We start from the raw sequence: 12,620 nt of genomic DNA on the forward strand, positions 1-12,620 counted from the left end.
CGAGCCTAGCCGGAGCGCGGGCCCGGCTCGCCGGGGCGCGGGGGCGGTGGAGTGAACAAGCTCACAGGCAGGGGTGGCGTGCGCGGCGGCAGGGCCCTGGGGGCGGGGGTGCGGCGGGCGCCCGGTGGTGCGGTGACCGGCGCAAACGTGCCGGGACGGGGCTCGTGGGCGTACGGACGAGAGCGGGCTCAAAACGACCTAAAACACTCAAACCGGCCAATTCACCTAAACAAGACTCAATAGCCCATAACCTGCCTCGACTTGGCCCACGGTACGGGACAAAGGCGTCCGCATGGCGGGCATTTACCGCGATCGGACCCGCACGAGGCACAATCACATCCGGTCGTTTTTCGGAAAGCACGAGTCATCGGCGACAACGATGAACCAAGTCGCCCGGATTGACCTCTCTTCGAGTGACCGCTTCGCGGTTCTTCCCGCCCGGAACGACCCCAAGGCGTGACCATGCCGATGACCCGCCGCCGCCTCATGCTGGCCGCCGCCCTGCTGCCCGTCCTGACGGTCGGCACCACCGGTGTACTCGCCATCGCCTCGGGCGAGCAGACCTCGGCAGAGGCCAGCCAGGACAAGCACCTCGCCGCGCCCGTCATACCGGCGAGCACCACGGCCGGCTCGGTGGTCCAGGTCGTGGCCCACCCCGACGACGACCTCTTCTTCATGAACCCGGACCTCAGCCGGTCCCTGACCGCGGGCATCCCGGTCACCACCGTCTACCTCACCTCCGGCGAGGCCGACGGCCGCAACGAGGCCGCGGGCGGCGCCGCCAAGGACCCCGAGCAGCCCGCCGACCGCGCGCACTACGCGGAGGCCAGGCAGAACGGCATACGCTGCGCGTACGCGCAGATGGCGACGGGGGACCGCACGAGCGCGTGGCAGCGCACGGTCATACCCACCGTCGGCGGCGGCCAGGCCGAAGTCGACGTCCTCCTCGCCCACCCCCAGATCAACCTGGTCTGGCTCCAGCTGCGCGAGGCCCGCAGCACCACCGCCCCGACCCCCGAGAGCCTGCGCGGCCTGTGGAACGGCCAGATACCCGCCCTGGAGGCGCAGCTCGCCTCGGGCTCCCCCGTCAAGCAGCCGTACACGTACACCAAGGACCAGGTGGTCCAGGTCATAGCCGGGGTCCTGACGAAGTACCGTCCGACGACGATACGGATGCAGGACCCGACCCCCGGCCGGGACCAGGTGACCGGCACGTACACCGACCACCAGGACCACATGTACGGCGCGCGCTTCGTCCAGGCCGGTTACGCCGCCTACGCCCGCCAGACCAGCGACCGCCCCCACTTCGCGGTCCAGAACTACCTCGGCTACCACACCGGCAGCCTCCCGCACGCGCTGGACCCGCAGACCGCCGAGACGAAGATCGGCTACCTCAAGACCTACGCCTGGCTGGACCACGAGAACTACTGCGGCAGCATCGCCGGCTGCGGCGACCGGAAGGTGGCGGGCAGCCCCACCGGCCGCAACTGGGCCCAGTCCCTGCGCTACGCCCGCGCCGACAACACCTCCTGGATGACGGAGGGGGTGCCCGGCCGGCTCTACGCCTTCGCGGCGCTCGACGGCCGGCTGGCCGTGTGGACCCGGGAACCCGCCGGCATGTGGACCGCCCCGGCCCTGATCCCCGGTGAGGGCATCGACCCCGGCGTCTTCGCCACCCGCCTCCCCGACGGCCGGGTCACGGTCGTCGCCACCCGTACCGCCTTCGGCGAAGGGGGCAAGGACTACCGCCGCGAGGTGGTCACCCTCACCCAGACGGCGCCGGGCGGTGCGTTCGGCGCCTGGCAGTCGCTCGGCACCCCCGAGGCGGCGGACGAGCCCGGCACCTCGGCGATCAGTGCCCCCGCTGCGGTCGTCGGCGCGGACGGCCGGCTGACCGTGTACCTGCGCGACGCCCACCGCACCCTGCGCGCCTCCGTCCAGCAGCCCTCGGGCGGCTTCGGCGAGTGGCTGCACCTGGGCGGCGCGGACCTGCAGAGCGACCCGGTGGTCGCGGTGGACGCCGCGGGCCGCCGCCACGTGTACGCCACCACCAGCACCTCCGTCCTCGCCTGGACCCAGGCCGCCCCGGACGCCCCCCTCCAGGGGCCCTTCCAGACGAACCTCCCCGCCACCACGGTCCCCCTCACGGCGGCTCCCGAGGGCGCGGGCGTCCGGCTCTACTTCCGCCGCCCCGACTCGGGCGTGGTCCGCAGCGCCCTGGTCACCGCGGGCCCGGGCAAGCCGCAGGTGTCCCCCGTCGCCGAGTCCGGCGGCCGGGCCGGCTACGGCGCGGTCGGGGTCGCGGGCCGCCTCCTGACGGGCCGTGCCGACACCGGCACCGTCAGCACCACCTCGGCCAGCGGCCCGCCCGCCTGGACGGAATCCGGCATGCTCTACTCCGGCGCACCGTCCGCCACCCTCGACCGCACGGGCGCCGCGACGACGGCGGTCCTCGGCCTCGACGCCGCGCTCCACACGGCCATGACCCCGCCCACCGGCACCACGGGCCCCGTCTGGCACCCGGCGGTCTTCCCGGCGCGGGCGCCCCTGACCTGACGGCCCCCGGCCCCGGCCGCCGCCCGGCCACCCGTTACGCCGAAGGCGGTGACCTCCGAGCGGTAGTGGTGCCATGGCCTCCCGCATGCGTCCCGCCGTGTTCCGGGCGCATGCTGGAAACGGAGACGCACCTGGCCGCGGCGCAGGGCTCCTGGTCCTCGGTGACCCCCAGGGCGCCGACGTCGAGCGCGCCCTTGTGACCTCGCGCCCGAGCATTCCCCGAACCCAGGACCGCCTTGAGCGTGACCACGAGGAGCGCGCGATGTCGGATCAGTTGTACGAAGCGCTTGCGGGGCAGGCCCCGACAGCGCTCGCCCAAGACGTCTCGCTCGCGACTCCAGTGGCCGCATCCCGCATCGTCGGTCGTGACGCCGTTTCGGCAGCTCTCGGTACGTACCGGCAGGCCCTGGCCGCGCCCGAGGCCACAGCCGGCCTCAAAGGAGACGAGGTGGAGGGGGTCGTCTACAGCGCGAGCCCCGGCGGTCGGGAGACGGAGATCGTGGCGCTGGCGCGGAACGACTCTGCGGGCCTGGTGGCCACCATCGACGTCTACGGCCGGCCGTGGCCGTCCATGGCCGCTCTGCGTGAAGTGATAGCGAAGACCGACCCCGCTCTCGCAGACCCGGGCCTCGGAGCCGGACCGTACGCCCCGGAAGGGCCGACGCCGGACTGGGTAGACCATCCGGCCGTCCCGCCCCTGGCGCAGGACGTCACCCTGTACTCCCCGATCCTGAGCGAAGAGCCGACGGGGAAGGCCGTCGTCGGGCCTGTCCTCGAAGCAGCGGCGAAGAGCTTCAGCGACCTCAAGGTTCGTGCCGTCCTCGACATCGAAGGCGAACCGGGATTCGCAGTGGTGATCGACGAATACGTGGACGGTCACGTCCAGCAACTCGTCGAGATGTTCACCCTCAACGATGCGGGCGAAGTCGGGGGGATCCGCATCTTCACCCGCCCCTGGCTCGTGACCGCTCACTTCCGAAAGAACATGTACGCCCTGCTCAAAGAAACCCTCGGCCCCGAATTCTGGGAGGGGCCCGACCCGCAAGGCCCCTTGCCCACCCCATGACACGAGGCACCGGCCGAGACGCAGGGACGCACTCCTGACGGCCCACAGACGGCCCAGGAAGGGTGAGACGACTCCGGGCCGACGGCTGAGTGCCGCCGGCCCGGAGTGCCGTCTGACTGGGATACCGCCGAGACCTGCGGCTACAGCACCGGCATCATCTTGCGGAGCTCGAAGGCGGTGACCTCGGAGCGGTACTCCTCCCACTCCTGCTTCTTGTTGCGCAGGAAGAAGTCGAAGACGTGCTCGCCGAGGGTCTCTGCGACCAGTTCGCTGCGTTCCATCAGGGAGATGGCCTCGCCGAGGTTCTGGGGCAGGGGTTCGATGCCCATCGCGCGGCGTTCGGCGTCGGAGAGCGCCCAGACGTCGTCGTCGGCGCCGGCCGGGAGTTCGTAGCCCTCCTCGATGCCCTTGAGGCCCGCCGCGAGGAGGACGGCGTACGTCAGGTACGGGTTGGCGCCCGAGTCGATCGAGCGGACCTCGATGCGGGAGGAGCCGGTCTTGCCCGGCTTGTACATCGGGACGCGGATCAGGGCCGAGCGGTTGTTGTGGCCCCAGCAGATGTACGAGGGGGCCTCGCCGCCCGAGCCGGCGGTGCGGGAGGAGCCGCCCCAGATGCGCTTGTAGGAGTTGACCCACTGGTTGGTGACGGCGGCGGTCTCCGCGGCGTGCCTGAGCAGGCCCGCGATGAAGGACCGGCCGACCTTCGAGAGCTGGTACTCGGCGCCCGACTCGTAGAACGCGTTGCGGTCGCCCTCGAAGAGGGAGAGGTGGGTGTGCATGCCCGAGCCCGGGTACTCCGAGAACGGCTTCGGCATGAAGGTGGCCTGCACGCCCTGCTCCAGGGCGACCTGCTTCATGACCAGGCGGAAGGTCATGATGTTGTCGGCCGTGGACAGCGCGTCGGCGTAGCGCAGGTCGATCTCCTGCTGGCCGGGGGCGCCCTCGTGGTGGCTGAACTCGACCGAGATGCCCATCGATTCGAGCATGGTGATCGCCTGGCGGCGGAAGTCCATGCCGACGTTCTGCGGCGTGTGGTCGAAGTAGCCGGAATTGTCCGCGGGCACCGGGCGGGTGCCGTCCAGCGGCTTGTCCTTGAGCAGGAAGAACTCGATCTCCGGGTGGGTGTAGAAGGTGAAGCCCAGGTCGGAGGTCTTGTTGAGGATGCGCTTGAGGACGTACCGGGGGTCCGCGTACGACGGGGAGCCGTCCGGCATCAGGATGTCGCAGAACATCCGGGCGGTGCCGGGGGCCTCGGCGCGCCACGGCAGTATCTGGAAGGTGGCCGGATCCGGCTTGGCGATCATGTCCGACTCGTAGACCCGGGCGAAGCCCTCGATCGCGGAGCCGTCGAAGCCGATGCCCTCGTCGAAGGCCTGCTCCAGTTCCGCGGGCGCGACCGCGACGGACTTGAGGAAGCCCAGTACGTCGGTGAACCACAGGCGCACGAAGCGGATGTCACGCTCCTCAAGCGTCCGGAGGACGAATTCCTGCTGCTTGTCCATGCCTTCATCCTCGCAGTTCAGACGACGTGTGCACCACCGACCCCCGGAGGGGGAGCACAGTCGGGCCGTCCCAGTATCGCCACCCGTGGTTTCCGCCACATTACGCACCCCTGAAAGGTCGTGGCACCCCCGCACTGACCCCGGGCCGGTCATGAGCATTACCATCTGCGGCCATGGGGGGCAGGAAGCACGCGCAGCTCGGGGGCCACACCGGTCCCCCGCCCCGGCGTGCCGTCCCGTCGGCCGCGCTGACGGCCCTGGCCGCCGCGCTCGCCCTCGGCGCGCTGCTGTGGGGTGCCGCGTTCCCCTGCGCGCGCTCCGTGGGGTCCCACGGAGCGCGGACGGCCGTCGCGCAGGGGCAGGGGCAGGTGCCGGCGCACGCCCGGGCGGGCGAAGCGGCCGGCGGGCGGGCTCACGGTGCCGCGGGCGAAGCCGCGTACGGGCGGCCCTACGGCCCCGCGGGCGAAGCCGCGTACGGGCGGGTGCACGCCGACTGCGTGGCCCCGTACCAGTTGCCCGGCTGCTCCCCCCGCTCCGATACGCCTCCCGCCGTACTGCCCGTGCCGCCGTCGGCCCTCGCCGCGGCGGGGGCCGGGGCCGTGGTGGCCGTGCGCCCCGCGTACGCCGGGCCCGTCCGGGCGCCCGGAACGCTCGCGCGCGCCCCCGACCTGCACGCCCTCCAGGTTTTGCGGACCTGACGCCGTCGGGCGCCGCCGCCCGGCGCGCGCCCCTGTAACGGAACCGCCTTCCACCCCCCTCAGCAGAAGGAACAGGGCACATGGCCAGCAAGTCCGGCAAGACCACCCCCGACAACACCGCGCGGCAGGCCCGCATAGCCGAGATGCGCCGCGCGGACAAGGCGCGCGACCGGCGCAACAAGATCATCGCGATCACCGCCTCGACGGCGGTCGTCGCCGCCCTCATCGGCTTCGGCTCCTGGATGCTGATGAGCCAGAAGCAGAAGGAGAAGGACGCCGCCGAGGCCCGCAAGGCGCCGGTGAGCGGCGAGCAGAGCTGGGACGCCAAGACGCTGGGCCGCAACCACGTCGACACCCCGGTCAGCTACCCGATGAACCCGCCGGTCGGCGGTGACCACAGCCCCCGCTGGATGAACTGCAACGGCGACGTCTACACCAGCCCGCTGCCCGAGGTGAACGCGGTGCACTCGCTGGAGCACGGCGCGGTCTGGGTCACGTACAACGACAAGGCCGCCAAGGCCGATGTGGACACGCTGGCCGGGAAGGTCCGCAAGACCCCGTACACGCTGATGAGCCCGGACAAGACGCAAGCCGGGGCGATCGTGCTCAGCGCCTGGGGCAAGCAGCTGACCGTGAGCAACGCGGCCGACCCCCGGGTGGCGGAGTTCTTCACCAAGTACGTGCAGGGCCCGCAGACCCCCGAGCCGGGCGCGGCCTGCACCAACGGGCTGGCCGGAAAGTGACCCCGCCGCTGGGCCGGCGGGTCTCCCGTACGTACGTGGGCGCGGGCGCGGCGGTCGTCGTCGCCGCGCTGTTCGCGGTGGGGGCCACGGTCGCCACCGCGAACGGCGGGGACGGGGACGGCGGTTCCGCCGCTTCGCGGGCGCCGGCGCTCTACTCGGCGGACGCGGGCTTCGCCCGGGACATGGCGGTGCACCACCAGCAGGCCGTGGAGATGTCCTTCATCGTCCGGGACCGCACCAAGGACGAGGCGGTCCGCAGCCTCGCCTACGACATCGCCAACACCCAGGCCAACCAGCGGGGCATGCTGCTGGGCTGGCTCGACCTGTGGGGCCTGCCGAAGGTGGTGGCGGACGAACCGCCGATGTCGTGGATGGGCAGCGGCGACGGGCACGGCATGTCCGGGCACGACATGGGCGGACAGGACATGTCCGGGCACGACATGGGCGGCGCGACCACCAAGCCGGGCGCGCTGATGCCCGGCATGGCCACCAAGGAGGAGCTGGAGCGGCTGGGCTCGGCCGAGGGCCGGGACGCGGAGGTGTTCTACCTCCAGCTCATGACCGACCACCACAAGGGCGGCGTCGCCATGGCCCAGGGCTGCGCGAGCCAGTGCGCGACCCCGGCCGAGCGGAAGCTGGCCGAGGGGATGGTGGCGGCACAGCGCTCGGAGCTCACCCTGATGGCCGACATGCTCAGGCAGCGCGGGGCCGCCCCGCGCGGCTGAGAGAAGGCGCCACCTGGGCTTTCGTCCGGTCCTCCACCCGTACGGGCGCCCACCCGTACGGGTGGGGTCGCGTGCTCCGTCCGGGCGACCGACGATGGGAACGCCGGGACGGGTGCGTCCGCGCCCGCCCGCACGGCGCGCTCAGGAGGTACTCGCGATGACGACCGCCGCAGACATCATGCACCCCGGGGCCCAGTGGATCCCGGCCGAAGAAACCCTGGACCGGGCGGCTCAGCTGATGGCCCGGCTCAATGTGGGCGCCCTGCCCGTCAGCGACGAGAACGAACGCCTCTGCGGCATCATCACGGACCGCGACATCGTGGTGTCGTGCGTGGCCAAGGGGCACGACCCGTCGGTGGTCACCTGCCGTGACCTCTGTCAGGGAACTCCGCGCTGGATCGACGCCGGGGCGGACGTCTCCGACGTCCTGGACGAGATGGAGAGCCACCGGATCAAGCGGCTGCCGGTGATCCAGGACAAGAGGCTGGTCGGCATGATCAGCGAGGCGGACCTGGCCCAGCACCTCTCGGAGGAGCAGATAGCCGGCTTCGTCGAGAGGGTCTACGCCCGGCGCTGACCGGCATATTGCGCTTCGAGGACCGCCCGCGCCACCTGGCGCGGGTGGTCCTCGCACGACCAGGTGCGTGGTCCGGGCCCCGAGGGCCTCGGCGGCCCACACGGCGCGGCCGTTGCACACGGGCGGCGCCCGGTGTGCAGGCCCGCGCCCGGCACCGTCCGGGGGCCGGGCGGCGGTGGAGTCGACCAGGACGAGGGCGGCGGTGCGGACGGGCGCCGAAAGCGGTTGGAGGGGGTCGGGGGCCGTGGCAGGGTAGGTGATCACCGCTCCCCGTTCCGAAGGACGCCCCAGGTATGAGTACGCCCCCGAACCCGCCGAGCAGCAGCCCGAGCGACCCGCCGACGGGGCCTTCGGGGAACCCCATACCCGAGGACGCCGCCCCACCGGCCCCCCAGCCCGCGCCCGAGGACGCGCCGGCCCCGGCGCCGTCGCCGCTGTCCCTGGACAAAACCCCGTCCGAGGACGCGGCACCCCCCGCCGAGCCGCTGTCCCTGACCAAGGAAACGCAGCCGGCCCCCGAGGACGCCGCACCGCAGGCCGCGCCCGACGTGCCGAAGCCGGCCGCGGCACCGCTGTCCCTGACCAAGGAACCGCAGCCGGCCCCCCAGCCGGCCCCCGGAGACGCCGCACCGACGGCCCCGCAGCCCGCGCCCGAAGACGCCGTACCGCAGGGCGGGCCCGGCGCCGCCCACTTCGCGCCGCTCACCCCGCCTCCCGCCGCGCCGCAGGCGACACCGCCCGGGGCCGCGCCGTACGGCTGGCCGGGCCGGCCCGGCCCCGGCGCATACCCCGGCCAGCCCGGCCCCGGCGCGTACACGGGCCAGCCCGGGCCGGGCCCGTACCCCGGTACCGGCGCCGGACCCGGCCAGCCCGGCTTCCCCGGGTACCCGGGTTACCCCGGCTACCCCGGCTATCCCGGCCACCCCGCCGCGCCCGCCAACAACATGGCCATCGCCGCCCTCGTGCTCGGGCTGCTCGCGATCGCCTTCGGTGTCATCCCGTTCGTCTTCTGGGTCGGCGCCCTCCTCGGCCTGACCGGCGCCGGCATAGGCATCGCCGCCATCGTCAGCGCCTCCCGCGGCGCCCCCCGCAAGACGATGGCCGTGATCGGCACGATCCTCGGCGTCCTCGGCCTCGTCTCCTCCGTCGGCGGCTTCTACCTCAGCGTCGCCGTCGTCCACAAGGCCGAGGACGCGGCGGACCGCCGCCTCGACCGCGACTGGGACCTGCCGGACGACCCGGCCGATCCGGACTACCCCGACTACCCCGACTACCCGTCGAAGCCCACCGCCCCGGACCACGGCCAGGGCTTCGACTCCGCCGTCCCCTTCGGCAGCACCGTCAGTTACGCGAACGGCCTCCGCGTGAGCCTGTCGACGCCGGAGAAGTACGTCACGAAGCGCAAGTACATCGAGGTCGGCAACGCGGTCCGGATCGACATCAAGATCACTAACAGCTCCGACAAGCCCGTCAACGTCATCTACGCGGTTCCCTCCGTCCACGACGCACAGGGCCACCGCGCCAAGCTCGTCTTCGACGTCGACACCCCGAAGATGATCACCGGCACCATCCAGCCCGGCGCCACCGCCACCGGAACGGCCGCCTACGAGGTCCCCGAGGGCACCGCGTACGTCACCGCGGAGGTCTCCCCGGTGATCCCCGCCCCCGCCGCCCGGTTCAGCGGTCCGATCAGCTGACCGGCCCCGGCCGCGGGCACCGTACGGGATGCGGAAACCGATCGACACCACGCCCCCCAGGACATTGCGTCAGTCAGACGATTACACTGTCCCCGTGCCTCAACTACGCCTCGCTCTGAATCAGATCGACTCGCACGTCGGCAACATCGCCGCCAACGCCGACTCGGTCGTCCACTGGACCCGGCACTCCGCCGAGCAGGGCGCCCACCTGGTGGCGTTCCCGGAGATGATGCTGACCGGGTACCCCGTCGAGGACCTCGCCCTGCGCGGCTCCTTCGTCGAGGCCTCCCGCCAGGCGCTGCGCGACCTCGCGCAGCGCTTGGCGGCCGAGGGCCTCGGCGAGCTGCCGGTCATCGTCGGCTACCTCGACCGCGCCGAGCGGGCCGCGCAACGGCTCGGCCTGCCGCCCGGCTCTCCGGAGAACGCGGCCGCCGTCCTGCACCGCGGCGAGGTCGTGCTGCGCTTCGCCAAGCACCACCTGCCCAACTACGGCGTCTTCGACGAGTTCCGCTACTTCGTGCCGGGCGACACCCAGCCGGTCATCCGGGTCCGCGGCGTCGACGTGGCGCTGGCCATCTGCGAGGACCTGTGGCAGGAGGGCGGGCGCGTCCCGGCCACCCGCTCCGCCGGGGCCGGTCTGCTGGTGTCGATCAACGCCTCGCCGTACGAGCGCAACAAGGACGACCTGCGCCTGGAGCTGGTCCAAAAGCGCGCCCAGGAAGCCGGCTGCACGCTGGCGTACCTGGCGATGATCGGCGGCCAGGACGAGTTGGTCTTCGACGGCGACTCGATCGTCGTCGGCGCCGACGGCGAGGTCATCGCGCGCGCCCCGCAGTTCTCCGAGGGCTGCGTGCTGGTCGACCTCGACCTGCCCGCCGCCCGCGCGGACGCCCCGGAGGGCGTGGTCGAGGACGGTCTGCGGATCGACCGGGTGATCTTGTCCGAGGAGCCGGTGGAGCCGTACGAGCCGGTCGTGGCGGGCGGCTACGCCGAGCGTCTCGACGACGACGAGGAGGTGTACGACGCGCTGGTCGTGGGCCTGCGCGCGTACGTCAAGAAGAACGGTTTCCGTTCCGTGCTGATCGGCCTGTCCGGCGGCATCGACTCCGCGCTCGTCGCCGCCATCGCCTGCGACGCCATCGGCGCGCAGAACGTGTACGGCATCTCGATGCCCTCGAAGTACTCCTCGGACCACTCCAAGGGCGACGCGGCCGAGCTGGCCCGGCGTACCGGCCTCAACCTCCGTACCGTGCCGATCGAGTCGATGTTCGACGCGTACATGGGGTCGCTGGGCCTGTCGGGCCTGGCCGAGGAGAACCTGCAGTCCCGGCTGCGCGGCACCATGTTGATGGCGGTGTCCAACCAGGAGGGCCACATCGTGCTGGCCCCCGGCAACAAGTCGGAACTGGCCGTCGGTTACTCGACCCTCTACGGGGACTCCGTCGGCGCCTACGGCCCGATCAAGGACGTCTACAAGACGGTGATCTTCCGCCTTGCGGAGTACCGCAACCGGGCCGCCGCCGCGCGCGGCGAGACCCCGCCGATCCCGGAGAACTCGATCGTCAAGCCGCCGAGCGCCGAGCTGCGCCCGGGCCAGGTGGACACGGACTCGCTGCCGGACTACCCGGTGCTGGACGCGATCCTGGAGCTCTACGTGGACCGCGACCGGGGGCTGGAGGAGATCGTCGCGGCCGGCTACGACCGCGAGCTGGTCGCCAAGACCCTCCGGATGGTGGACACGGCCGAGTACAAGCGCCGCCAGTACCCGCCGGGCACCAAGATCTCCGCGAAGGGCTTCGGCAAGGACCGCCGCCTGCCCATCACCAACGGCTGGCGCGAGCACGCGTAGGGCCGGCGGCACGCGCCGGACGAGCCGTACGTGCACCAGGGGCCCCGGCCGCCGTGAAAGGCGACCGGGGCCCCGGTACGTGAACACCTGCGCAAGGGGACTGCGGGACTACGGCGTGAGCGTGACCCGCGCCGCGACGGGCAGGTGGTCGCTGCCGGTGCGCGGCAGGGTCCAGGAGGCCTTCGGGGTGACGCCCCGGACCAGGATCTGGTCGATGCGGGCCATCGGGAACCGGGCCGGCCAGGTGAACCCGAACCCGTCGCCCGCCGCGCCCTGGGTGGAGCGCATCTGCGAGGTGATCTCGGACAGCGACCGGTCGTTGACGGTGCCGTTGAGGTCGCCGAGGAGCACGACCCGCTTGAGCGGTTCCGCGGCGAGCGCGGCGCCCAGCGCGTCGGCGCTGTTGTCGCGCTGGTTCGCGGTGAACCCGGCGTTCAGCTTGACCCGGACGGACGGCAGGTGGGCGACGAAGGCGGCCACGTCCCCGGACGGGGTCTTCACGGTGACGCGCATCGCCCGCGTCCAGCCCATCTTGATGTCGACGGGCCGGCTGGAGGTGAGCGGGTACTTGCTCCACACGCCGACCGTCCCCTCGACGGCGTGGTACTTGTACGTGGGCTCCAGCGCCTTCTCGTAGGCCGGGACGGCGCCCGCCTTGAGCTCCGTCAGGGCCAGCACGTCGGCCCCGGCCTTCGCGACCGACTCGGCGGTGCGGCGCGGGTCCGGGTTGGCGGCGTCCACGTTGTGGGTGGCGACCGTCAGGTCGCCGCCGGTCCCGGACTTGTCGGTGACCAGGCCGCCGAAGAGGTTCACCCAGACGGCGGCGGTCAGCGCTATCGAGATCAGCGCGGTCGCCGACTTCCGGATCACGGCCGCGACGAGCAGCAGCGGCACGGCCAGCCCGAGCCAGGGCAGGAAGGTCTCGGTGAGGCTGCCGAGGTTGCCGACGTCGTTCGGCAGCTCGGCATGGAAGATCGTCACCAGCGAGACGAGCGCGGCCAGGGCCGCCGTCACGATCCCGCGCCGCCAGATGCCCCGGTCCCTGCGCCATTCGGCGAGTCGGCGCCGCAGGCCGGATCCGGAGGGCCCCGGCTCCGAGCCGCCGCCGTTCCCCGTCTCCGTCATGTACGCCTGTGCCATGTAACTGCCCTCGCTGCCGTGCTTGCGCTCCGTCCCCGCCCCTTGACCCTAGGCGATGGACGCAGCC

The 12,620-nt window shown here is 72.3% G+C and carries 10 protein-coding genes; 8 read left to right on the forward strand and 2 right to left on the reverse strand.

Annotated elements, in window-relative coordinates; genetic code table 11:
• The first annotated feature begins 462 nt into the window (after positions 1-462).
• Entirely contained in the window at positions 463-2,556 is a 2,094-nt protein-coding gene (locus OHA81_RS10115; protein WP_329194773.1) for a PIG-L family deacetylase, read from the forward strand.
• Between the two features lie 73 nt (positions 2,557-2,629).
• Positions 2,630-3,622: a hypothetical protein gene (locus OHA81_RS10120; protein WP_329194775.1), complete on the forward strand. Its 993-nt coding sequence runs from the start codon at positions 2,630-2,632 to the stop codon at positions 3,620-3,622.
• A gap of 140 nt (positions 3,623-3,762) precedes the next feature.
• Here OHA81_RS10120 and glnA read toward each other — a convergent pair whose 3' ends face one another.
• A complete protein-coding gene (glnA, locus tag OHA81_RS10125; RefSeq protein WP_329194776.1) occupies positions 3,763-5,124 on the reverse strand; it encodes a type I glutamate--ammonia ligase in 1,362 nt (453 codons plus the stop codon).
• Positions 5,125-5,297: 173 nt separating this feature from the next.
• Here glnA and OHA81_RS10130 point away from each other — a divergent pair, with 173 nt between their 5' ends.
• The 6 genes from OHA81_RS10130 (at position 5,298) to OHA81_RS10155 (ending at position 11,413) form a co-directional block, all read left to right on the forward strand.
• Positions 5,298-5,822: a hypothetical protein gene (locus tag OHA81_RS10130; protein WP_329194777.1), complete on the forward strand. Its 525-nt coding sequence runs from the start codon at positions 5,298-5,300 to the stop codon at positions 5,820-5,822.
• An 80-nt stretch (positions 5,823-5,902) separates the two neighbouring features.
• Positions 5,903-6,565 (forward strand): DUF3105 domain-containing protein, encoded by a 663-nt coding sequence (locus OHA81_RS10135; RefSeq protein ID WP_329194779.1) that lies wholly within the window; start codon positions 5,903-5,905, stop codon positions 6,563-6,565.
• Between the two features lie 8 nt (positions 6,566-6,573).
• Positions 6,574-7,290: a DUF305 domain-containing protein gene (locus OHA81_RS10140; protein ID WP_329202148.1), complete on the forward strand. Its 717-nt coding sequence runs from the start codon at positions 6,574-6,576 to the stop codon at positions 7,288-7,290.
• A 157-nt stretch (positions 7,291-7,447) separates the two neighbouring features.
• Positions 7,448-7,867 carry a CBS domain-containing protein gene (locus tag OHA81_RS10145; protein WP_329194781.1) on the forward strand — a complete coding sequence of 140 codons (420 nt, stop codon included), beginning with the start codon at positions 7,448-7,450 and terminating at the stop codon, positions 7,865-7,867.
• 293 nt (positions 7,868-8,160) lie between these two features.
• Positions 8,161-9,564: a DUF4190 domain-containing protein gene (locus OHA81_RS10150; RefSeq protein ID WP_329194782.1), complete on the forward strand. Its 1,404-nt coding sequence runs from the start codon at positions 8,161-8,163 to the stop codon at positions 9,562-9,564.
• 94 nt (positions 9,565-9,658) lie between these two features.
• The gene (locus OHA81_RS10155; protein WP_329194784.1) at positions 9,659-11,413 is read left to right on the forward strand and encodes an NAD+ synthase; all 1,755 of its coding nucleotides are present in this window, start codon (positions 9,659-9,661) and stop codon (positions 11,411-11,413) included.
• Positions 11,414-11,521: 108 nt separating this feature from the next.
• Here the strand turns inward: OHA81_RS10155 and OHA81_RS10160 are convergent, their stop codons facing one another.
• Positions 11,522-12,553, reverse strand: coding sequence for an endonuclease/exonuclease/phosphatase family protein (locus OHA81_RS10160; RefSeq protein ID WP_329194786.1), 1,032 nt, complete (start codon positions 12,551-12,553; stop codon positions 11,522-11,524).
• Between the last annotated feature and the right edge of the window lie 67 nt (positions 12,554-12,620).

Source organism: Streptomyces sp. NBC_00667, from assembly GCF_036226825.1.
Taxonomy (GTDB): domain Bacteria; phylum Actinomycetota; class Actinomycetes; order Streptomycetales; family Streptomycetaceae; genus Streptomyces.

Excerpts from the sequence above, each read along its gene's own strand:
- OHA81_RS10160 (WP_329194786.1), bottom strand. The coding sequence starts at position 12,553 with ATGGCACAGGCGTACATGACGGAGACGGGGAACGGCGGCGGCTCGGAG.
- OHA81_RS10145 (WP_329194781.1), top strand. The coding sequence starts at position 7,448 with ATGACGACCGCCGCAGACATCATGCACCCCGGGGCCCAGTGGATCCCG.
- OHA81_RS10150 (WP_329194782.1), top strand. The coding sequence starts at position 8,161 with ATGAGTACGCCCCCGAACCCGCCGAGCAGCAGCCCGAGCGACCCGCCG.
- OHA81_RS10135 (WP_329194779.1), top strand. The coding sequence starts at position 5,903 with ATGGCCAGCAAGTCCGGCAAGACCACCCCCGACAACACCGCGCGGCAG.
- OHA81_RS10120 (WP_329194775.1), top strand. The coding sequence starts at position 2,630 with ATGGCCTCCCGCATGCGTCCCGCCGTGTTCCGGGCGCATGCTGGAAAC.
- OHA81_RS10130 (WP_329194777.1), top strand. The coding sequence starts at position 5,298 with ATGGGGGGCAGGAAGCACGCGCAGCTCGGGGGCCACACCGGTCCCCCG.
- OHA81_RS10115 (WP_329194773.1), top strand. The coding sequence starts at position 463 with ATGCCGATGACCCGCCGCCGCCTCATGCTGGCCGCCGCCCTGCTGCCC.
- glnA (WP_329194776.1), bottom strand. The coding sequence starts at position 5,124 with ATGGACAAGCAGCAGGAATTCGTCCTCCGGACGCTTGAGGAGCGTGAC.